Annotated in this window: 18 protein-coding genes, 1 tRNA gene and 1 pseudogene; 7 read left to right on the forward strand and 13 right to left on the reverse strand. The window is 62.3% G+C overall.

The annotated features are described in order from the left end of the window. Positions 1–70 precede the first annotated feature (70 nt). Positions 71–754: an OmpW family protein gene (locus tag ACF8Q6_RS13945; RefSeq protein WP_392494329.1), complete on the forward strand. Its 684-nt coding sequence runs from the start codon at positions 71–73 to the stop codon at positions 752–754. Here the strand turns inward: ACF8Q6_RS13945 and ACF8Q6_RS13950 are convergent. After that, a complete protein-coding gene (locus ACF8Q6_RS13950; protein ID WP_392494330.1) occupies positions 742–1,947 on the reverse strand; it encodes an MFS transporter in 1,206 nt (401 codons plus the stop codon). The genes ACF8Q6_RS13945 and ACF8Q6_RS13950 overlap by 13 nt on opposite strands. 103 nt (positions 1,948–2,050) lie before the next feature. Between ACF8Q6_RS13950 and ACF8Q6_RS13955 the strand changes: the two genes are divergently transcribed. Beyond that, entirely contained in the window at positions 2,051–2,494 is a 444-nt protein-coding gene (locus tag ACF8Q6_RS13955; protein WP_392494331.1) for a winged helix-turn-helix transcriptional regulator, read from the forward strand. A gap of 30 nt (positions 2,495–2,524) precedes the next feature. Here the strand turns inward: ACF8Q6_RS13955 and ACF8Q6_RS13960 are convergent, their stop codons facing one another. Together ACF8Q6_RS13960 and ACF8Q6_RS13965 are read right to left on the reverse strand one after the other, a co-directional pair. Further along, complete coding sequence (locus tag ACF8Q6_RS13960; protein ID WP_392494333.1) at positions 2,525–3,457, reverse strand: NAD-dependent epimerase/dehydratase family protein; 933 nt, start codon at positions 3,455–3,457, stop codon at positions 2,525–2,527. Further along, the gene (locus ACF8Q6_RS13965) at positions 3,450–4,334 is read right to left on the reverse strand and encodes a sugar nucleotide-binding protein (RefSeq protein ID WP_003255419.1); all 885 of its coding nucleotides are present in this window, start codon (positions 4,332–4,334) and stop codon (positions 3,450–3,452) included. Before ACF8Q6_RS13965 ends, ACF8Q6_RS13960 begins: the two co-directional genes overlap by 8 nt. A 461-nt stretch (positions 4,335–4,795) precedes the next feature. Between ACF8Q6_RS13965 and ACF8Q6_RS13970 the strand changes: the two are divergent. After that, positions 4,796–5,053 (forward strand): annotated as a pseudogene (locus ACF8Q6_RS13970) (TSUP family transporter); the annotation flags it as partial. Between the two features lie 8 nt (positions 5,054–5,061). Further along, positions 5,062–5,907, forward strand: a complete 846-nt coding sequence (locus tag ACF8Q6_RS13975; protein WP_392494335.1) for an alpha/beta hydrolase — start codon at positions 5,062–5,064, stop codon at positions 5,905–5,907. An 11-nt stretch (positions 5,908–5,918) separates the two neighbouring features. Here ACF8Q6_RS13975 and ACF8Q6_RS13980 read toward each other — a convergent pair whose 3' ends face one another. Next, on the reverse strand, positions 5,919–6,728 hold the full coding sequence (locus ACF8Q6_RS13980) for a helix-turn-helix domain-containing protein (RefSeq protein WP_392494336.1): 810 nt from the start codon (positions 6,726–6,728) through the stop codon (positions 5,919–5,921). A gap of 178 nt (positions 6,729–6,906) precedes the next feature. On the opposite strand from ACF8Q6_RS13980, the gene ACF8Q6_RS13985 reads away from it, so the two are divergent. Both ACF8Q6_RS13985 and ACF8Q6_RS13990 read left to right on the forward strand, forming a co-directional pair. Then, the gene (locus ACF8Q6_RS13985) at positions 6,907–8,349 is read left to right on the forward strand and encodes a sodium:alanine symporter family protein (protein ID WP_221100848.1); all 1,443 of its coding nucleotides are present in this window, start codon (positions 6,907–6,909) and stop codon (positions 8,347–8,349) included. A 63-nt stretch (positions 8,350–8,412) separates the two neighbouring features. Beyond that, positions 8,413–9,411, forward strand: a complete 999-nt coding sequence (locus ACF8Q6_RS13990; RefSeq protein WP_011953333.1) for an asparaginase — start codon at positions 8,413–8,415, stop codon at positions 9,409–9,411. Positions 9,412–9,516: 105 nt separating this feature from the next. Here ACF8Q6_RS13990 and ACF8Q6_RS13995 read toward each other — a convergent pair. From ACF8Q6_RS13995 to ACF8Q6_RS14035, 9 genes are all read right to left on the reverse strand, one after another. Further along, positions 9,517–9,612: transfer RNA gene (locus ACF8Q6_RS13995), tRNA-Sec, on the reverse strand. 6 nt (positions 9,613–9,618) lie between these two features. Next, on the reverse strand, positions 9,619–11,541 hold the full coding sequence (gene selB / locus ACF8Q6_RS14000; RefSeq protein ID WP_392494337.1) for a selenocysteine-specific translation elongation factor: 1,923 nt from the start codon (positions 11,539–11,541) through the stop codon (positions 9,619–9,621). Beyond that, on the reverse strand, positions 11,538–12,965 hold the full coding sequence (gene selA, locus ACF8Q6_RS14005; RefSeq protein WP_392494338.1) for an L-seryl-tRNA(Sec) selenium transferase: 1,428 nt from the start codon (positions 12,963–12,965) through the stop codon (positions 11,538–11,540). The genes selB and selA overlap by 4 nt, the downstream gene beginning before the upstream one ends. Before the next feature lie 144 nt (positions 12,966–13,109). Further along, a complete protein-coding gene (fdhE, locus tag ACF8Q6_RS14010; protein ID WP_392494339.1) occupies positions 13,110–14,036 on the reverse strand; it encodes a formate dehydrogenase accessory protein FdhE in 927 nt (308 codons plus the stop codon). Between the two features lie 4 nt (positions 14,037–14,040). Then, positions 14,041–14,697 carry a formate dehydrogenase subunit gamma gene (locus tag ACF8Q6_RS14015; RefSeq protein ID WP_011953329.1) on the reverse strand — a complete coding sequence of 219 codons (657 nt, stop codon included), beginning with the start codon at positions 14,695–14,697 and terminating at the stop codon, positions 14,041–14,043. After that, a complete protein-coding gene (gene fdxH / locus ACF8Q6_RS14020) occupies positions 14,694–15,644 on the reverse strand; it encodes a formate dehydrogenase subunit beta (RefSeq protein WP_392494341.1) in 951 nt (316 codons plus the stop codon). The genes ACF8Q6_RS14015 and fdxH overlap by 4 nt, the downstream gene beginning before the upstream one ends. Then, complete coding sequence (gene fdnG, locus ACF8Q6_RS14025) at positions 15,644–18,712, reverse strand: formate dehydrogenase-N subunit alpha (RefSeq protein WP_143494999.1); 3,069 nt, start codon at positions 18,710–18,712, stop codon at positions 15,644–15,646. The genes fdxH and fdnG overlap by 1 nt, the downstream gene beginning before the upstream one ends. 147 nt (positions 18,713–18,859) lie before the next feature. Further along, on the reverse strand, positions 18,860–19,621 hold the full coding sequence (locus ACF8Q6_RS14030; RefSeq protein ID WP_392494343.1) for an SDR family NAD(P)-dependent oxidoreductase: 762 nt from the start codon (positions 19,619–19,621) through the stop codon (positions 18,860–18,862). 21 nt (positions 19,622–19,642) lie between these two features. Then, a complete protein-coding gene (locus ACF8Q6_RS14035; RefSeq protein WP_392494345.1) occupies positions 19,643–20,428 on the reverse strand; it encodes a sulfite exporter TauE/SafE family protein in 786 nt (261 codons plus the stop codon). A 201-nt stretch (positions 20,429–20,629) separates the two neighbouring features. Between ACF8Q6_RS14035 and ACF8Q6_RS14040 the strand changes: the two genes are divergently transcribed. Further along, positions 20,630–22,012: a PLP-dependent aminotransferase family protein gene (locus ACF8Q6_RS14040; RefSeq protein ID WP_392494347.1), complete on the forward strand. Its 1,383-nt coding sequence runs from the start codon at positions 20,630–20,632 to the stop codon at positions 22,010–22,012. Positions 22,013–22,059 lie beyond the last annotated feature (47 nt).

Genomic DNA, 22,059 nt, shown 5'->3' on the forward strand with positions numbered 1-22,059 from the left:
GTCAAACTTTCCGTTTAACCAGCTCCGTACCATTGGACCACTCGATTAATAACGTCCTTTGGGAGCTTCCATGAACAAGTCCTTGCTGGGTGCCTCGCTTGTGGCCCTTGCGCTCGCCGCCCCTGCCGCCCACGCCTATCAGGCGGGGGACATGATCCTGCGCGCAGGCGCCATCACCACCGCCCCGAACGAGAGCAGCGGCGACCTCAAGTTCGACGGTAACAAGGTGTCGGGCACCAAGGCGACTCTGGACAGCGATACCCAGTTGGGCCTGACCTTTGCCTACATGCTCACCGACCACATCGGCCTGGAGCTGCTGGCAGCTACCCCGTTCAAGCACACCGTCGCCGTAAAAGGCCTGGGCGGCGGGCTGGACGGCAAGCTGGCAGACATCAAGCAACTGCCACCGACGCTGTCGCTGCAGTACTACCCAATGGAACCGAATTCGCGCTTCCAGCCGTACGCTGGCGTCGGTATCAACTACACCCTGTTCTTTGACGAAGACTTGAGCAGCGCACGCAAGGACCAAGGCTTCAGCAACCTCAAGCTGCAGGATTCGGTAGGTATCGCCGGCCAACTGGGCATGGACTACATGCTGACCGACAACCTGCTGGTAAACGCCTCGGTCTGGTACGTCGACATCGACACCAAGGCCAGCGTCAACGGCCCGACCGCCCTTGGCTACAGCAAGACCAAGGTCGACGTCGACGTCGACCCGTGGGTATACATGGTCGGCCTTGGCTACAAGTTCTGACCTGAACATTGCAGGGCGGCCTCGGCCGCCCTCGCGCGTTGCAGCCATAGCCAGTAGCACAGTGCGACGGCACTGATGCCCATGCCAAGCCCACACACGGCAACCCAGCCCCAGTGTGCATACACCCAGCTCGCCAACACCGCCCCCAAACCGCTGCCCAGCGAATAGCAACACATGTAGGCGCCGATCAAACGGCTAGCCATCGCACCACGCCCCGCAAGCAACAGGCTCTGGTTGGTGACGTGCACTGCCTGCACGGCAAAGTCCAGCATCAGCACACCCAGCACGAAGGCCAGCAATGAATGCTCGACGAACGCTGTTGGCAGCCACGACAGCGTCAGCAGGGCCAACGACACCCCGGTCGTACGCTCACCCCTTCCAAGGTCGGCCAGACGACCGGCATGCGAAGCCGCCAGCGTACCCGCGACACCTGCCAGGCCAAACAGGCCGATCTCGGTATGGCTCAGCGCCAGCGGCGCAGCACTGAGCGGCATGACCATGGCACTCCACAGCACGCTGAATGCGGCGAAGATCAACACACCGAACACGCCGCGCTGGCGCAGCAACCGGTCGTGCCGATACAGGCTGAACTGGGCCATGATCAGCGCCCGGTAACCCGGCCGACTCCTCATCGGCTGCCCGCCGGGCAGACTGCGCCACAGCACCAGCGCCAGCAACATCAAGAGCCCTGCGGCGACCAGGTACACACTTCGCCAACCGGCCAGGTCAGCAAGCCCGCCCGAAGCCAGCCGTGCCAGCAGAATACCCAGTACCACACCACTGGTGACGGTGCCTACCGCCTGCCCTTGCTGGCCAGGTGAGGCCAGGCTCGCGGCATGAGCCACCATCACCTGCACCATGACTGCCATCAACCCGGCGATAGCCAGAGCCAGCAGCAATATTGCCCAGTTCGGCGCCATGCCAACGCCGACCAGCGCAAGCGCCGAGAACAGCAACTGGCCAAGCAACAGACGTTTACGGTCGACCAAGTCCCCGAGGGGCACAATCAGTAGCAGCCCCAGAGCGTAACCCCCCTGGGTCGCGCCAACTACCCAGCCAATCTGCTGCTGCGCCACCCCCAACTCAGCAGCCATCGACTCAAGCAGCGGTTGAGCGAAGTACACCGTTGCCACAGCCATCGCACTGGTGGTGGCAAGCAACAGGGTTATCCAGCGTGTCAGCGAAGGTGTCATCGGGCAAAGCCTCTGGAATCTGGTTTCAATTTGAAACCACATGCTGGCTATTTAGCAAATGTGGTTTTAATCTGCAACCAGATAATCAAGACAGGCTTGCCCCATGCTCGATGAAAACAATGCGCAGTGCCCCGTAGCCCGGGCTCTGGAGGTGCTGGGTGACCGTTGGGCGCTGATGATCCTGCGCGACGCCTTTGACGGCCTACGGCGTTTCAGTGAATTTCAGAAGAACCTGGGACTGGCGAAGAACATCCTCACCTCGCGGCTAAAGCTGTTGGTGGAAAGCGGGTTGCTGATGACACAGCCGGCGTCGGATGGCAGTGCCTATAAAGAATATGTGCTGACCGACAAAGGGCGGTCGGTGTTTCCAGTGGTGGTTGGTTTGAGGCAGTGGGGGGAGCGGTTTCTGTTCGAGGCGGGTGAAACGCGTTCGGAGCTGGTGGACGGCGTGACGGGGCAGGCGCTTGAAATATTGCAGGTCCGTGGCCAGGATGGGCGGGCCTTACATCCCGAAGATTGCCAGCGTAGAAGGGTGCGGCATGGGTGATGTCAGGGCTGCTGAGCAGCCCCGCGGGGCTCAGCCTTTACCGAGAAGCTTTGTCAGGCCTTCAACCATCGGCGTTACCTGCGCAAATTTGAACCGCGCCAACAACCGCTGGTTATTCGCTCGCGAATGGCGGATATCACCCGATCGCGCCGCCGCATAGCTGATCGCTGGCAAGCTCCCTACAACCTTCTCCAGCGCAGCCAGCAACTGGTTCAGTGAGGTCGCCTGGTTCAGCCCGATGTTCACCGCCCCCTCCTCAACCTGCGGCTGCTCCAGTGCCTGCACCATCACCTGCACCAGGTCGCCCACGTAAAGGAAGTCACGGGTCTGCTCGCCGTCACCGAACACTGTAATCGGCAAGCCCTGCACAGCGCGCTCGCAGAAGATGCTGATCACCCCGGAATACGGTGAGGAAGGGTCCTGCCGTGGCCCGAAGATATTGAAGAAGCGAAACACCACAGGCTCCAGACCATGCTGGCGACGGTAGAAGTCCAGGTACTGCTCACTGGCCAGCTTGTCCACGGCATAAGGGGTCAACGGCGCCTTGGGCGTGTCTTCGGAAATCGACTGCCCTTCACCATTGTTGCCGTACACCGCTGCGCTGGAGGCGAAGAGCACCCGACGCACGCCATGCACGCGCATGGCTTCGCAAACGTTGAGGGTACCGATGAAGTTACTCTGGTGGGTACGCACCGGGTCTTCGACCGAGGCCTGAACCGACGCTACCGCCGCCAGATGCACCACAGCACGGCAGCCAGCCGCAGCCTGAGTGACCAGCCCTGCATCGGCAACATCACCTTCGATCAGTTCCAGCCGTGGGTGGTCGACCTGCAGATTGCTCCGTCGGCCGGTGGAGAAGTCGTCGAGAATGCGTACGGCGTAGCCTTTTTCCAACAACGCATCGCACAGGTGGGAGCCAATGAAGCCGGCACCGCCGGTGATCAGGATGGGGGCGTCAGCCATGGCGGTAGAACCGGTCCAGTAGAGGTGGCAAACCAGCGCGCCAGGCACGCGGCTTGATACCGAAGGTATGAAGGATTTTCTTGCAGGCCAGTACCGCGTGCTGTGGCTCTTCGCTGGCATCCGGGCGCGCGGCATGGGCCTGCGGCGTGGGGGCCTGAACGGCCAGCTGGCGGTATTGACCGGCCTCGGCGAGGATCGCCTGGCCCAGCGCCAGCGGCGTGGTCGCCTCATTGCCGGCGTAATGGTAGGTGCCCCACAGCGGCGCATTGCAATCCAGTTGCTTGAGCACCGACAGGATCACTCGGGCGGCATCATCGACCGGCGTCGGGTTGCCACGTCGATCATCGGCCAGCAGCAGTTCCTGTGGTTGCTCGGCACGGGTCAGGAAGCGGCCCAACGCGCCATCGATGCTCTCGTCCAGCAACCAGCCAAAGCGCAGCAACACATGCTGCGGGCAGGCCGCACGCACGCTCTGCTCGATGCGCCATAGGGCCTGGCCACGCAAGCCCAGCGGCACTGGCTCGTCCTTTTCGCTATAGGCCGTGGCCCGCGAACCATCGAACACACGGTAGCTGGAGGGCTGCACCAAGGTGATCTGATGGTGCTGGCACAGCTCTGCCAACCGCTCCACCGCCCGCTCCTGTTGAGCCAGGCGCTGCTCGCTGACCGACTCGGCCTGGAACCAGTCGAAGTAATAGGCCAGGTTGACCAGCGCGTCGGGGCGATGGTCATCGAGCAGCTGAGTGAGGCTTGAGGGCGCCCAGCCGTTCTCGGGCGGGCGCGGTGCCAGGAATGCGATGTCCTCCTCGGCCCCAAGACGAATCAGCGCTTGCCCGAGGGCATTGCCACCACCCAACAGCATTAGGCGCATACGCATAGAGTCAGCAGATCCGGAGAGGTTGATGAGAAAAAAGAGTCATTTTGCGGTTTCCTGCCCGGGAAGTCCAACACCGGACCCGTTCGATGCCACAGGGGGTGATTCCACCGTTTCACTGCTCAATACCGCCACAGACAGAAATCTCCTACGACATACGAGGAATGGGCTGACTACCACGTCACGGCATAACTGCATTGAATAGTCGACTCCCCAACTGCCGGCCAGGGAGTTTCACCTAAAAACGAGAAGGAACGTTCAATGCCTCATTCGGAAGCTGCCTACCTGGATTTCTACCCAGAGCAAAGCCAGGCCCTCGCTGATTTGGGTGGAGGCTAAAGGAGTGGCACTTCAGGCTCGTATATTCGCCGATCAACTCGAGAAAGGTGCTCACTGAAGACCCGCTGCTGGTTCGTGGTTGAGCACAGAAAAATACTCCATAATCGAAATCGACTTGACGTCTGTCCAGCAAGCTTTTGAACGCAGCCTGTAACCTGGGCGCATTGTCAGTTTTTTCTCTCAGCGGGGCGATCCTCTGGCCGCTGGCGCTGGCAATAGCGCTCGCCGCCTTTCTGGGCGCGCAATTGGGGGCTCGCTGCGCAGTTCGCTTCGGCTCGCGCCTCATAAAACCGCTGCTGGTCAGCGTCTGCTGCATCATGGCACTCAAACTGCTGCTCGATACCGGCAACCCGCTCGGCGAATGGCTCAACCAGTTCTTCTAGAGAGCACCATGCACATTCAAAAGGCTTCCCCGCAGCGCGTGAAGTGGCAGTTTGACGAGCCCGCCCCGGGCAAAGAGCTGTTCATCAATGAAGTCTTTGAAAACTACCAGCAACAGGCGCGATTGCTGGTACCTGATATCGAGCGCGCAGCTCCCGCATTCGTTTTGGGGGGCGCGCGTTCCGACTTTACCCGGCTCAACCCCCTGCTTTATCGCCTGCAAGCCGCAGGCATTGGTTCACTCACTGGCAATCTGTCAGGTCATAGCCTCGCCAGCGAGCCAGGCGCAATGGCGCCGTCACTGGCGACGAACCTTGATGAAGCACAGCGTTTCCACGCGCATATCGCGCCTCGATGCCGAACGCTCATCGGCCACAGCCTAGGCGCGGCCATTACGCTCAAGCTTGCAGCACAGCTGCCACAAGTGGACAGCATCGTATTGATCTGCCCTGCAGTTTATCCAGACGATGCCCACCAGGCGCCGTTCGGCCCGGCATTCACTGCCGCCATCAACAAGCCTTTCGGTTTTCTGGAGAGCGATAGCTACACCTTCCTCAACCAGTTTCGTGGAAGAGTATTGATGGTGATCGGCGAGTACGACGGGCTCAACTCCCAGCGATTCGGCAAAGGCCCCGGCACCAGCGCTGGCAACCTGTGGCTTGCTGGCACTGAACGCTATAGCCCGATTCCTGAAGAAGTTACCCTCGCCTTGATGCGAGCAGTTTCAGCGTCACGTTTGCAATGCCTGTTTCTTACCGACTGCGACCATGGCATCGCAGCTCATTTGCGCAGTACTCCCGCAATAGCGGACCAAGTTGCGGACGCAGTAGCAACGTTCATCCTCGACAATGCTTGAGGCGTTGAGCATTACTCGATCTCGAACAGACCGTTGCGCAACGGCGCCACACTCAACCGCTCACGCACATCGTCATCTATGCGCGGATCATCCGGCCGGTACAGTTTCACCTGCCGATACGCATTGATGCGATTGATCTCCTCGCCCAGGTATTCCCACACCACCCGGGTACAGGCCGGGTTGCGCCGGTCGCCGCTGGATACGCCGGCCTTCAGGCCATTCAGCCGGGTAATGCGGCTTTTGAAGCTGGGGATGAGGATGGTCTGGCTCATTTCGTTGAACGTCAGCGACTCGTAGTCGATGAGGAACATCCGGTCCTGCAGCTGGAACGCCGCCCCCAGGTAGCGGCAGCGTACCTCGGCATGCTGATCGGTGGCGCTGGAGCGCTCCTGCCGTTCCTGGCGCTCGAACAGAAAACGGCCGCGCTCTTCCCACAGGTGCACCAGCGACACGAGGGTCGTGCCCGGCACCGACATGCAGTTGGAGTACTCGAAGTAGTAACCGCAATAGCGCGAAAGGTTGCCGCCATGTTCATGCAACGGGCGGAACAACTCGCTGATCGGGTCACTGGGTTGCTGGGCCTGGGGCGATATCCGCGCACCGATCAGACGGGCGAACTGCTCGGCGGGCAGGTTCAGTTCGTAATCCTCGACACCGAAGAAGTCGCCGATACGCTTCAGGTTGAAAGCCGTCGGACGGCTTTGCCCGCTCAGGTACTTGTTGAACTGTGCGCGGTTGATCGACAGCTGGCGGCAAACTTCGGAAATAGAGCGGTAGTGACTGCAGGCAAGTTTGAGGTTTGTAGCGAAGTGATCGCTCATATGCGGAATCCAGGTGACGCGAATGACGCCATTGTAGCATCAAGTCGCATCAAGTCAGAGCAATCCGCGAAATTGTAACCACTCTTGTCATAGCCAACCATGCGCCCCAACGAATAGCGGTGCGCCTGCCGTCCGCTGGTCTTTCCACACGAAGAATAAGAATCGAGGTCATTTTCCAATGCTCGAAGTAATCAACGATTTCCTTTCGGGGAAACTCCTCATCGTGCTGATCGTCGGGCTGGGTAGCTACTTCACCATCCGCTCCCGGTTCGTCCAGTTCCGCCACTTCACCCATATGTTCAGCGTGTTCAAGGAATCGCTGCGTGGCCAGGCAGGCCAGTTGAGCTCCTTCCAGGCCCTGATGCTGAGCCTGGCCGGCCGCGTGGGCGCCGGCAACATCGCCGGTGTCGGTATCGCAGTGACCCTGGGTGGCCCTGGTGCCGTGTTCTGGATGTGGGTTACCGCACTGGTGGGCATGTCCAGCAGCTTCTTCGAGTGCACCCTGGCCCAGGTGTACAAGCGCGCTGATGGCGACGGCCTGTACCGTGGCGGCCCGGCCTACTACATCCAGCACGGGCTGAAGCGCAAGAGCATGGCCATCGTGTTCTCGATCTTGCTGCTGGTCACCTACGGCTTCGCCTTCATCGGCCTGCAGTCGTACACCGTCACCCACTCGCTGCAGAATGCCTTTGCCTTCGACCCAAGCCACACCGGTATTGTGCTGGCCGTACTGCTGGCCATCACCTTCATCGGCGGCATCAAGCGCATCGCGGCGGTGTCGGACCTGCTGGTACCCGTCAAGACCCTGGCCTACATCGGCGTGACCCTGTACGTGATCGGCACCCAGATCGAACACGTGCCAGCCATGCTGGAAACCATCTTCAAGAGCGCCTTCGGCCTCGACCCGGCGTTTGCCGGCCTGCTCGGCAGCGCCATCGTCATGGGCGTGAAACGTGGCGTGTTCGCCAACGAAGCAGGCCTGGGCAGCGCGCCGAACGTCGCCGCCGTGGCCGCGGTGAAACACCCGGGCGCACAGGGCGTGGTCCAGGCCTTCAGCGTGTTCCTCGACACCTTCGTGATCTGCACCTGCACCGCCTTGCTGATCTTGCTGTCGGGCTTCTACACCCCGGGCTTCGAAGGTGACGGCATCGTCCTGACCCAGAACTCGCTGGCCGCCGTAGTCGGTGACTGGGGTCGCGTGTTCGTCAGCGTGGCGCTGTCGCTGTTCGTCTTCACCTGCATCCTCTACAACTACTACCTCGGCGAGAACAGCCTGCAATTCCTCAGCCGTAACCGCGCAGTGTTGATGGTGTTCCGTGGCCTGGTGCTGGCACTGGTCGTGTGGGGTTCGATGCAAGACCTGTCGACCGTGTTCGCCTTCGCCGACATCACCATGACCTGCCTGGCCTTCGTCAACCTGGTGGCCCTGGCCCTGCTGTTCAAGGTCGGCCTGCGGGTCATGCGCGACTACGACGACCAGCGCAAGGCCGGTGTAAAGCAGCCTGTGTTCGACTCGTCCAAGTTTGCCGACCTGGACCTGGACCGCAATGCCTGGCCTGCCAATCCGCAGGTGGAAACAGCCACTGACAAAGCAGTCGGCCAAGTTCAGACGCAGCGCTGATATCCTCCCCTGCCCAGCCGCCCCTTCCGCGGGCGGCTTTTCTTTGTCCGCTCACCGCTACGGATGCTTTCCATGCGCGCAGTAAAGAATCTTCTCGTTCTCTATACCGGTGGCACCATCGGCATGCTCGAAACACCCGAAGGCCTGGCACCGGCCGGTGGTTTTGACGCGCGGATGCGTGAACACTTTGCCCAGATGGCCAATGCACCCCAGGTGCAATGGACACTGCACGAGCTGAACCCGCTGCTCGACAGCGCCAATATGCAACAGCACAACTGGCTGGCGATGCGCGATGCCATCGTCGCGGCGGTGGATGTCGCGGGCCACGATGGCGTGTTGGTGCTGCACGGTACCGACAGCATGGCCTACAGCGCTGCTGCGTTGTCGTTCCTGTTGCTGGGCCTGCCAGCACCAGTAGTGCTGACCGGCTCGATGCTGCCGGCAGGTGCCCCGGACAGCGATGCCTGGGACAACCTGTGCGGCGCATTGCGCCAGTTCGAACACGGCCTGGAAGATGGCGTGCAGCTGTACTTCCACGGTCAGCTGCTGCATGGCTGTCGGGCGTCGAAGCTACGCAGCGAAGCGTTCGATGCCTTTGCTGCGCTGCCACGCCACCGTGACGCTGAGCGGGCCGATACGATCCCTGCCGAACTGGGCTACAAGCAGCCGCGCAAGCCGGTCAACCTGGCGGTTGTGCCAGTATTCCCGGGGCTTCAGGCCGGGCATTTGCAGGCCTTGATAGACAGTGGTGTGCAGGGTTTGCTGCTGGAGTGCTACGGCAGCGGGACCGGGCCATCGGATGACCAGGCGCTGTTGAATGTGCTGAGCGCAGCGCGCCAGCGCGGCGTGATGCTGGCGGCTATCAGCCAATGCCCGGAAGGCTCGGTGGTGTTCGACACCTATGCAGCGGGCAACCGCTTGCGCGGGGCCGGCCTGGTCAGTGGCGGTGGCATGACCCGTGAAGCAGCGCTGGGCAAGATGGTGGCGCTACTGGGCGCAGGGTTGGATGCTGACGCAGCGGACCGCTGGTTTGTCCTGGACCTGTGTGGCGAACGGGCTTGATCAGCGCCTTTGAGGGCCTCTTCGCGGGTAAACCCGCGCCTACGACGATTGCGTTTCCTGTGTAGAAGCGGGTTCACCCGCGAAGAGGCCCTAAAGGGTGAAAAATGGCGGAAGGCAGCGGGAGTCGAACCTGCCCGGGAACGGCTGCCGTCCCCAACCGGGTTTGAAGCCCGGCCGCGCCACCGGGCGCGATTGCCTTCCTTGAACTCAGTGCCTGGCCTGTTGTTGGGCCAGGGCGCTGTCGGCGCGGATGTGACGCTGGTCGGCCACCCTCCGGGTCAGGCCGATGCGGTCGAAGTATTCCAGAATCTGCACACTGCGCTTGCGACCGATGCCCAACATATCGCGAAACGCGGCAACCTGCACTATCGTCGTTTCACTGGCCTGCCCCAGCATCAACGCTGCCATGCGCTGTAGCGTCGCCTCGGGGTAGAACAAGTCGCGCACCACTTGATGCACCAGGCCCAGCCGGGCCAACTTGCGCAGTAACAGGCGCACATCGGCTTCGGCACGGTTCTCCTCACCCGCCAGCGTCCTGACCCAAGGTGGGTCGTATTGCCCTGCGATCAACTTCGGCTGCAGACGTGCCCACAATGCACTGTCGGCTTCGCTCAACTGCACCTTGTGATCGGGCAGATGCAGCCATGGCCCGCTGCTGGCGATGGCGCTGTCGTCGAGCAGTTCATCCAGCAGGCTGACGAAAGCCGGCCGTTCCAGGGGCAAGGCTACAAAGCGCCGCAGGCGATCGCGGTCCGGGCCGAGCTGGTCGGGCTCTTGCTCGTGAAAGCGCGCCAGCTGTTCCAGAACCTGCTGCTTGAGCGCCTGCCATTGGGCGTTGGCGAACAGCAGTTGGCCCTGCCGGGTGGCCACCACCCGCACATCATCCGGTAACTGCCAGGTTTCCCGCAGGCGGTTGAACTGCCGCTCGAGTCGCTGCGGGCTAATGCCGCCCGGTGCACTGGCGAGCAGTGCTGGCAGTGCCTGCTCCAGATCCGCTGCATCGCGCAGCACCTGCAACTGCTGCAGACGGGCATCGCTGCGGCGTTGGCGGCTTGGGGCGAACGGGTCGAGCACCTTGCCGCCGCCCAGTGTGCGTTGGGCGCGCTGATCGCGCAGCACCAGGCGGTCGCCGTGCACGGCCTGCAACGGCGCGTTGAGCAACAACTGGGCAAACATGCGTTGGCCGGCAGCCAGGCTTTCGCCTTCGAGCAAGGCGACCCGGGCCGTTACATCCTGGGTGCCGAGGTGCACATGCACAGCACTGAAATGTTCGAAAGCACGCTTCTCGTCCGGTAACAGGTTAAGCTCGATATCCACCCGAACACTGGGCGCATGCAACCATTCGGGCACCAGCCAGTCGCCCCGGTGCACCTGCTCCACGGCCAGGCGCTCGGCAGCGATGTTCAGCGCCACCCGTTGGCCTGCTTCTGCCACCAACGCGGCCTGGTTCTGTGCATGCAGGCCACGCACGCGCACCACCTTGCCGGCCTTGCCCAGCAACAACGTATCACCCGCACTGACCCGCCCGGCCAGTGCCGTGCCGGTGACCACCACACCGGCGCCGGTAACCGCAAAGGCACGGTCGACGGCCAGGCGAAAACCACCGAAGACACTACGCTGCCGTGTACCTGCTTCGGCCTCCAGCAGGGCCTGACGCAACGCGTCCACGCCCTCCCCGCTGATGCTCGACAGCGGAAACTGCCGCGCCCCGGCATATGGCCCAGGCGCCAGCAATTCACTGACTTGCATCTGCACCTCGGCCAGACGCGACGGCTCGACCCGGTCGCATTTGCTGATCGCCACCAAAGCGTGGGGAATGCCCAGCAGCTCGATGATCGCCAGGTGTTCACGGGTCTGTGGCATGACACCGTCGTCGGCCGCCACTACCAACAACACCAGGTCGATGCCATGAGCGCCGGCCAGCATGTTGTGGATAAAACGCTCGTGGCCCGGCACATCGATGAAGCCGGTCAGCGGCGCGCCTTCGCTCAGCGCCGCATAGCGGTAGCCAAGGTCGATGGTCATGCCGCGGGCGCGCTCTTCTTGCCGCTGGTCGCCGGCCTGGCCGGTCAGCGCCAGCAGCAGTGCGGTCTTGCCGTGGTCGATGTGGCCAGCGGTACCAACGATCACTGCACCGGCCCCAGCTGCAGGGCTGGCAACTGGGCCAGCCACTGGGCTTCGTCATCCAGCTGGCGCAGGTCCAGCCACAGGGCATCGTCATCAATGCGGCCCAGCACCGGCACCGGTAGGTCACGCAGGGCTCGCTCCAGCACATGCAGGCTGCGCCCGCGCAACTTCTTCGACACTTGCGGGCGCAGGCACAGCGCGGCACTGGGCAAGCGTGCAACCGGCTGGCTGCCACTGCCGATCATGCCCAACGCGGGCTCTACACGGATGGCCCATTGCTCGCCGAGGCGCGCCTGGAGCTCAGGCGCCAGGCGCTCGGCCTGGGCCTGGATCTCGGCCTGGCTGCGAGTCAGCAGGCGCAGGCTGGGCAGGCGCTCGGCCAGGCGATCAGGGTTGCGGTACAGCGCCAGCACCGCTTCGAGTGCAGCGAGGGTGATCTTGTCGACGCGCAAGGCACGCTTGAGCGGATTTTTCTTGATCCTGGTGATCAAGTCCTTGTGGCCGACAATGATCCCGGCTTGCGGCCCCCCCAGCAGTTTGTCGCCACTGAAGGTGACGATATCGGCACCATCGGCCAGGGCCTGGCGTACCGTGGGTTCGGCGGGCAGGCCCCAGCGGGTAAGGTCGAGCAGGCTGCCGCTGCCCAGGTCTTCAAGCAGTGGCAGTTGATGTTGGTGGGCGATACGTGCCAGCTCGACAGTAGGCACCTGGGTGGTGAAGCCCTGGATGCTGTAATTGCTGCAATGCACCCGCATCAGCAGACCAGTGCGCGGGCCGATGGCGGCCTCGTAGTCGCGGGCGTGGGTACGGTTGGTGGTGCCAACCTCGTGCAGCTTCACACCGGCACGGGCCATGATGTCGGGAATGCGGAAAGCACCACCGATCTCGATCAGTTCACCGCGAGAGATGATGCCTTCCTTGCGCGCGCCCAGGCTGTTGAGCGCTAGCAGTACGGCGGCGGCATTGTTGTTGACCACAGTGACGGCTTCGGCGCCGGTCAGCTCGCGAATCAGGCCTTCGATCAGGTCATCACGGTCGCCACGTTTGCCGGTGGCCAGGTCAAATTCCAGGTTGAGCGGGTAACGAGCCGCGGTCTGCATGGCCTCGATGGCTTCTTCCGGTAGCAAGGCGCGGCCCAGGTTGGTGTGCAGCACGGTCCCGGTGAGATTGAACACGCGGCGAACCTGGCTGCGTTGCTGGAGGGCGAGGCGTTCGCCGCTGCGGCCAAGGAGGATTTCCGGAGCCAGTTCGGCGCTGCCGAGTTCGCCATGACGGACGGGCTCGCGCAGGTCATCGAGCAACTGGCGCAGGGTATTCAGCACGGCGTCACGGCCGTGGCGATCGATCAGAGGGAGGCAAGCCGGGTGGCGAAGGAGGGTATCGATGGACGGCAGGCGTGGGGTGTCGCTGGCAAGGCTGTTGGACATGCGGTACTACCTTGGACTGATCCGTTGTCTGTGCTGGCCCATTCACGGGTGAACCCGCTCCTACAAGTACAGCGGGTTGGCGCATTTACCTGTAGGCAGGGGTTTGACCGCGAAGAAGGCAAGTCGATCTTTCAGTGTAGACACTCACCCGCCACCGGGCGCGAGCATCAGGTTGGGCGCCAGGCGATGGAAGCCCTCCCCGTCCAGACGTATATCCAGGGCCAGGCTGGCCAGGTCATCGGCCAGCGGCTCGGCCGCCGCATCGTTCTCCAGGTAGTTCTGCTTCAGGTAGCTGGCGCACCCGGGGCAGCATTCCGCGCGTAGCGGCGCTTTGCCTGGCGCATGGCGATCATCCTCAAGGCTGGTGTAACGCAAATCCTTGCTCGACTCGCAGTAGACACACTTGACCCGCACCACATGCCACTCACAGGCACACAACGAACAGGCCAGGTAACGCAAGCCGTTGTGCTTTCCACGGTTGCGCACCACCCCGGCCATCGCCGGCGAACCACAAGCCGGGCATTGGGCCAGGCTGCCGGCAGGCTTGAGCTGGTGTGCGGGCAGCGCCAGCAACCAGCTGGACCAGGCCGCCTGCAACGCGGCCCCGAGAAACGGCACCAGTGCTGCAGGCACACCATCGTACTGGCCTGCCAGCAAAGCAATGCCCCAGCCCTTGCGCTGATTGTCATCACTGCCTCGTAGCACCTGCAGGGCCTCACCCATCGGGCCACGGGTTTCGCCGCTGAGGTGCTCTAGCAGTGCCTGCAACCAGACCAGCCATGGCCCTTCACGCACCAGGCTGTCAGCCGCCAGCGGCGGCAAACCATGATCCATGCACAGGCGCTGACGCGCCTCGGCCACGGGCAAGCCGCTGGGCGGATTATCCACAAGCTGCTGCTGGATGCGGCATAAACGGGCAATCAGCCTCAGGTAATCGCCAAGCGCGTTGCCCTCAGCCAGTTGCTCCAGGCGCGCGGCGCGCAGTTCAAACAGGTTGGCGACAGGCAGGTGCAGAAATGGCGGCGTGACTGCCGACGCTTCGATCTGCCCGGGTTCGAGTAGGGTGCTCAAGCGCTTATCCTTCTTTTCGTCCGTGATCACCCGGCGTCTTGTCGCCGGTCACTTCGCGGTACCACAACTCATGATGCTTGCGGGCCCAGGCGCGGCTGACCCAGCCATGCAGCATGGCGCCGATCGAGCCCTTGATCCAGATGCCGGCGTAGATGTGCACGATGATGCTGAGAATCAGCACGAAGGCCGCCAGCGCGTGCAGCAGCGCAGACAAGCGAATGGCATCGATGCCAAACCAATGGCTGAAGTATGCACGCCAGATCACCACGCCACTGACCAGCAGCACCAGCATGCACACCAGCAGGGTCCAGAACAGCAGCTTCTGCCCGGCATTGTACTTGCCGATCGGCGGTACGCCCTCCTCCTCGTTGCGCATTACCCGGTCCACCCGACGCAGCCACAGGCGGTCATTGGCGGTGATGAAGTTGGCCCGCCAGAAGCGCAATACCAGGCCGAGGAAAAACACGAACATCGCCACCCCGATGAAGGGATGCAGAATGCGCGTCCACGGCCCGCCGCCGAACAGGTTGCTGAGCCAGAATAGCGCCGGATGGAACAGCGCAAGCCCCGACAGCCCAGCCAGGATGAACAGGATCGCCACCACCCAGTGGTTGCTACGCTCGTTGGCGTTGTAGCGCAGGATGGGTTTGTTGTCGTTCATGGCCGCTGCTCCCCTTGCCCACCGGGCTGCTTCGGATCATAGACATGGACCGACGGGTCCACTTGATGCACGCTTTCGTCTGGCGGTATCGGGTGTTCATCCTCCTCGACACGCTGTGGGCCGATCCGCACATAGTGGAAGAACCCCGCCAGCACCGCCGCGCCCATGGCCAACAGCGCCAGCGGCTTGGTGAAGCCCTTCCACAACCCCACCAACGGGCTGATCACTGGCTGGTCCGGCAGGCCGGCATACAGCTTCGGCGTGTCGGCATGGTGCAGCACGTACATCACGTGGGTACCACCGACGCCATCCGGGTCGTACAACCCGGCCTTGTCGTAGCCCCGCGACTTCAGATCGACGATGCGCTCGGCCGCATGCACTTTCATCTCGTCCTTGCTGCCGAACACGATCGCTCCGGTCGGGCAGGTTTTCACGCACGCCGGCTCCAGCCCCACGCTGACGCGATCGGAACACAGGGTGCACTTGTACGCCTTGTGGTCTTTCTGCGAGATACGCGGGATGTTGAACGGGCAGCCGGTGATGCAGTAGCCGCAGCCGATGCAGTGGTCCTGGTTGAAGTCGACGATACCGTTGGCGTGCTTGATGATCGCGCCCGGGCTCGGGCATGCCTTCAGGCAACCTGGGTCGGCACAGTGCATGCAACCGTCCTTGCGGATCAGCCACTCCAGGTTGCCGTCGTCGCGCTCGTGCTCGGTAAAGCGCATCAGTGTCCAGGTCTCGGCAGTGAGGTCCTGGGGGTTGTCGTAGGTGCCGTGGTTGTGGCCAACCTCGTCACGCAGTTCATTCCACTCCGAGCACGCCACCTGGCAGGCCTTGCAGCCGATGCACTTGGTAGTGTCGATCAGCTTGGCGACCTGCTCCTGCTGACGCACCGAGGGCGGCACGGTAGTGGTGGCCGAGCGGGCGATGATGTCTTGGCTGGCCATCAGAGTTTCTCCACTTTCACGAGGAACGACTTGGACTCTGGCGTCTGCGTATTGCCGTCACCGAGGAACGGCACCAAGGTATTGGTCAGGTAGCCATGCCGGGTAGCGCCGGTGAAGCCCCAGTGCAGCGGAATGCCGATTTGGTGCACGGTTTGATTATTGACCTGCAGCGGGCGAATCCGCTTGGTCACCACCGCCACCGCATCGATATGCCCACGCTTGCTCGACACCCGTACCCGGTCGCCGGCCTTGATGCCTTTCTCGTTGGCCAGCACCTCGCCTATCTCGACGAACTGCTCGGGCTGGGCAATGGCGTTGAGCCGGCAATGCTTGCTCCAGAAGTGGAAATGCTCGGTCAGCCGGTAGGTGGTCGCCGCATAAGGGAACTCATCGTGCGTGCCGAGGGTGTCCCACACAGAATCGAAGATGCGCCCGGCCGGGTTGCTGGTGGCCTTCTTGTTCTGCGGGTGCAGCGGGTTGATGCCGATCGGTGTTTCGAAGGGCTCATAGTGCTCGGGGAACGGGCCTTCGGCCATTTTGTCGATGGCGAAGAAACGCGCCACGCCTTCGGGGTTCATGATGAAGGGGTTCATCCCCGCCTCGGGCGGCGAGTCGACCTTGAAGTCCGGCACGTCGGTGCCGGTCCAGGCCTTGCCGTTCCACCATACCAGGCGCTTTTTCTCCGGGTCCCACGGCTTGCCTTGCGGGTCGCTGGAGGCACGGTTGTAAAGGATGCGGCGGTTGGCCGGCCAGGCCCAGGCCCAGTTCTGCACCTGGTGCATGCCATACGGGTCGCTGTTGTCGCGGCGAGCCATCTGGTTGCCCTGTTCGGTCCAGCTACCGGCAAAGATCCAGCAGCCAGACGCGGTGCTACCGTCGTCCTTGAGCTGACCGAAGCCCGCCAGTTGCTGGCCCGCCTTGATCACCGCGCCAGTCGGGTCGGTGACATCGGCCACCGCCCAGCCGTTCATCTCCTTGGCCAGCTCCTCCGGGGAGGGCTCTTCAGGGATCTTGTACGGCCAGCTGATATTCATTATCGCGTCAGGGTAGGCGCCCCCTTCGGCCTGGTAACGTTGGCGCAGGCGCAGGAACAGCTCGCTCATGATCTGCACGTCGGTGCGCGTCTCGCCGGGGCCGTCTGCGCCCTTCCAGTGCCATTGCAGCCAGCGGCTGCTGTTGACCAGCGAGCCGTCTTCCTCGGCGAAGCAGGTAGTGGGCAAGCGGATCACTTCGGTCTGGATAGAGGCCGTGTCGACATCGTTGAACGGCCCGACGTTACGCCAGAATTCCGAGGTCTCGGTGGCCAAGGGGTCCATGATCACCAGCCACTTGAGCTTGCCCAGTGCCGCAGTGACGCGGTTTTTGTCCGGCAGCGCGGCGATCGGGTTGAAGCCCTGGCACATATAACCGTTGACTTTGCCCTGGCCCATCATCTCGAACATGCGCAGCACGTCGTAGGCCGGTACATCGAGTTTGGGCAGCCAGTCATAACCCCAGTTGTTTTCCGCCGTGGCATTGGCGCCGTACCAGGCCTTCATCAGGCTGACGTGGAACTTGCCGTAGTTCTGCCAGTACGACAACTGCCCAGGCCGCAGCGGCTTGGAAGCGCGCTTGTCGATGTAGGCGGCGTAGTCCTGCTCGGCGTCACCGGCCAGGGTCAGGTAGCCCGGCAGCGAGTTGGACAGCAGGCCGAGGTCGGTCAGGCCCTGGATGTTGGAGTGCCCGCGCAGGGCATTGACCCCGCCACCGGGCATGCCGACGTTGCCGAGCAACAGCTGGACCATGGCCGCACTGCGGATAATCTGCGCACCGATCGAATGCTGCGTCCAACCTAGCGCATAAAGGATCGTCATGGTCTTGCCCGGAACCGAGCAGGAGGCGATCTCTTCCCAGACCTTCATCATGGCGTCCTGTGGCATGCCACAGGTCATGCTCGCCAGTTCCGGGGTATAGCGGCTGTAATGCTGCTTCATCAGCTGGAACACGCAGCGAGGGTGCTGCAGTGTCGGGTCGACCTTGGCATAGCCGTCCTCACCCAGCTCGTAACCCCAGCCGGACTTGTCGGCGTACACACGCTTGGCCTCGTCGTAGCCGCTGAACAGGCCATCCTCGAAGCCATAGTTCTCTTTGACGATGAACGACACGTCAGTGTAGTTGCGCACGTACTCGTGCTGGATCTTGTCGTTGCTGAGCAGGTAGTTGATCAGCCCGCCCATGAAGGCGATATCGGTGCCGGTACGGATCGGCGCGTAGTAGTCCGCCACCGAAGCGGTACGGGTAAACCGCGGGTCGACCACAATCAGCCGCGCCTTGTTGTGCGCTTTGGCCTCGGTCACCCACTTGAAGCCGCACGGATGCGCTTCTGCTGCGTTGCCACCCATCACCAGGACCAGATTCGCGTTGGCGATATCGGACCAGTGGTTGGTCATGGCGCCACGGCCGTACGTCGGGGCAAGACTTGCCACCGTCGGGCCATGTCAGACACGTGCCTGGTTATCGAACCCCAGCATGCCTGTTGCGCGGATGACCTTGTGGGTCAGGTAGCCAGCCTCGCTGGAAGCAGCGGAAGCGGCAAGAAAACCGGTGGTGAGCCAGCGGTTGACCGTTTGGCCTTGGGCATTCTTCTCGATGAAGTTGGCATCGCGGTCCTGCTTCATCAGGTCGGCGACGCGGTCCAGCGCCTCGTCCCAGCTGACCCGCACCCACTCTTTGCTGCCCGGCTTGCGCACCTCGGGGTACTGCAGGCGGCTCGGGCTGTGGATAAAGTCCAGCAAGCCGGCGCCTTTCGGGCAAAGTGTGCCGCGGTTGACCGGGTGGTCGGCGTCCCCTTCGATATGGATGATGTTCTGTTTGACGTTCTTCCCCGCATCGCCCTGGCTGTACAGGATCAGGCCGCAGCCGACCGAACAGTAGGGGCAGGTGTTACGGGTTTCTTTGGTATGCGCCAGCTTGAAGTGACGCACCTGCTCGGCGAATGCCGGCGTTGGGGCCATGCCCAACGCCGCAAGGCTCGAGCCTCCAAGGCCGACGGCGGCGACCTTGAAGAACTGCCGACGGTTCAGGTCCATCGTGCACTCCTGATCAGGTGGTGGACGCGCGGAACATTGCCGGCGCCTCTTGGTAGTCACGGTGGCGGCCAATTGATGGCCGCCAAAGGATAAGACTAGTCAAGAATCCAGAAGGTGCGATGACCTGGGTCAGTGGTGCGGCCCTGATCAGGCACGTGGCAAGTTGCGCACCACATTCAGCGCCGCACTGCTCTGCGCCACAGGCATGATCTCGATGGTATTGATATTCACATGCGCCGGCTGCTCGGCAACCCAGGCTACCGTCGCTGCGATGTCCTCTGGCAGAAGGGCCTCGACATCCCGATACAAGGCCTGCACGGCGTCCAGGTCGCCATTGAGGCGCACCACCGAGAAGTCCGTGCCTGAGCACAGCCCCGGCTCGATGTTGCTCACCCGCACCCGGGTGCCAGCCAGGTCGGCACGCAGGTTGAGGCTGAACTGGCGGACGAACGCCTTGCTGGCGCCATACACGTTACCGCCCGGGTAGGGGTAAGTGCCGGCAATCGAGCCGATGTTGATGATCATGCCGCTATCGGCTTCCACCATCTGCGGCAGGATCCTGTGGGTGACCATGGCCAGGCCGGTGATGTTGGTGTCGATCATCTGCTGCCAGTTTGCGGCACTGCTGGTTTGGGCACGGTCCACGCCCAGCGCCAGCCCCGCGTTGTTGACCAGCAGATCGATCTGCAGCGACGCCTCACGCAGCTGCTCGACCGCCTTCTCGAGCGATACGGGGTCAGTGACATCCAGCGCCAGCGGAATGAAATTTACGCCCAGTTCGGCCTCCAGTGCTTTCAGTTTGTCCATGCGCCTGGCGCCACCGATCACACGGTAGCCTTTGCCGATCAGGGTGCAGCAGATGGCGCGGCCAAAGCCTGAGGAAGCACCGGTTACAAATGCGGTTTTCATTTGTTATCTCCTATCAATGGGTCAGGTCAGGTACTTCACGCCCAGGCTGGTGAACAGACAGAGCATCGAGAACACCAACGCCTTGCGCACCACGTCATTGCCTTTACGCAAGGCCAGGGAACTGCCCAGGTGGTTACCGAGGATGTTGCAGGCCACAAGTGGCAATGCCAGCAGGTAGACGACCTTGCCTGCGCTGACGAACGCCACCAAGGCACCGATGTTGGAAGCGAAGTTGAAGGTTTTGGAGTTGGCCGAACTGGAGACCAGGTCCATGCGCAGCAGGTAATGGAAAGCGATGATGAACATGCTGCCGGTACCGGGGCCGAAGAAGCCGTCGTAGAAGCCAATGGCCAGGCACGTCAACGGCACTACGGTGTACAGCATTCGCGAAGACAGCTCGCGCTCCTCGACCGGACGATCCTTGGGGGTAAGGAAAATGAGAATGCCGAGGGGGATCAGTGCCAGGATGATCTTGCCCACCGTTTCCTGCGAGATCGATACGATCAGGTGAGCCCCCAGGTAGGCGCCTAATAGCGAAAACGGCACCCCGACCAACGCTACCTGCCAGACCATCTTGCTGTTGGCCAGGAAGTTGCGGATAGCCGCCAGCGTGCCGAGGGTACTGACCAGTTTTTCCTGGCCCAGTGCCACTTGGGGCGGCAGGCCAACCAGCAGAAAACCCGGCACCAGAAACAAACCACCACCACCGGCAATGCTGTCGACGAAGCCCGCAACGAAGGCGATCGCGCCAAGTATGAGGACTGCCAGCAACCAGTGCTCCGCCCAGTAAGTACCCAACATTTCCATAGCGATGTCCATCCCGTGGAGCGTTATGCCAGGCGCAGCCCGAGTGTGGCCGGTCTGATCGGTGCGATGATTGTAATTTCAAAAATTGAATCGATTCAATCTAAAATAAATTCAACTCAATCTAACCAATTACCATCATTACCTGCATCCGAGCTTTCATGCTAGGCTTTCGCGCTCTTGCAGAGCCTGGTGCCATCTCCCATGTGGGTTCCCCAATACAGCCATCAAACACAGCCGGTTTACCTGATGATCGCTGATGCCCTTGAACAGGACATCGAACGTGGTCGGCTTGCAGAAGGTGATCGCTTACCCACGCTCAAGGACCTGGCCGAGGCGCTGAATGTAACCCCCGGCACTGTTGGAAGGGCCTACGACGAAGCAGCCAAGCGTGGTCTGGTGGCTGGCGAGGTAGGCCGAGGCACATTTGTCAGGCAACTGCGGCAGCCATTACCCGCCCCGTCGGTGCCCACACCCGTTGCCGGCGAGAGTAGCCAGATCGACCTCTCGATCATCAAGCCCAACGACGCTCACATGAGCGAGTGGCTAGGCACGGCTATCCGCGAACTGGCCGCCTCCTCGGACTTGGGGCAGGTACTCGACTATGTGACGGAAGGTGGCCACACGTCCCACAAACAAGCCGGTGCAACCTGGATACAGCGCTGGCTGCCTGATGCTCGCTGGCAGCAGGTGGTACTGACCGCTGGCGCCCAGCATGGGCTGCTGGTGGCCATCAGCAGCCTGTCGAAGAGTGACGATGTGGTGCTGTGCGAGTCGCTCTGCTACCCGGGCATCATATCCCTGGCTCACAGCCTGGGCCGGCGCTTGCGCGGCGTCGCCATGGACGAACACGGGCTCATCCCGGAGGCATTGCGCGCGGCCTGTCTGGAACACCGCCCTTCCCTGCTGGTGTGCGTCACCACGCACCAGAACCCGACCAACTCGATCATGCCCCCAGCAAGGCGCCAGGCTATCGCCGAGATCGCCCGTGAGTTCGACCTGTTCATCGTGGATGACGATATCTACGGTTTTCTCGAGCCCGACCCGGGCTACAAGCCGCTTGCAGCGTATGCGCCTGAACGCTCGGTGTACCTCACCAGCCTGTCCAAAAGCGTGCTGCCGGCACTGCGCATCGGCTACCTGTACGCCCCGCCGCAAACCCTGTCGCGGTTATCATCGATGGTACGCAGCAGCGTGTGGATGCCATCGCCACTGATGGCGCAACTGGCCAGCAACCTGATCAACAGCGGCAAGGCCGACCAGCTGGTGCGTATGCAGCAGCAGGAGGCGGCCGCACGCCAGCACATGGCCCGGGAGATTCTTGGCCAATACAAGATCCGCACCCAGCCTCACAGCTTCCATATCTGGCTGGAGCTGCCAGAACCGTGGACCAGCGACGAGTTTGCCAACCTGGCGCGTGACAACGGCGTAACGGTGGTCAGCGGCAGCCAGTTCCTGCCAGAACGCAGCCACGCCACCTGCGGTGTGCGCATCGCCCTGATGGCACCCAGCCGCCAGGCACTGGGCTTTGCCCTGACCAAGCTGGCAAGCCTGCTGGATTCGGCGGAGCCGCGGTTGTTCTACTGAAAGCGATGCCAGATACGCGGTGCTGCCCATAAAAAAACCCAGGGCAA

Source organism: Pseudomonas sp. GLN_2, from assembly GCF_043106005.1.
GTDB lineage: Bacteria > Pseudomonadota > Gammaproteobacteria > Pseudomonadales > Pseudomonadaceae > Aquipseudomonas > Aquipseudomonas alloputida.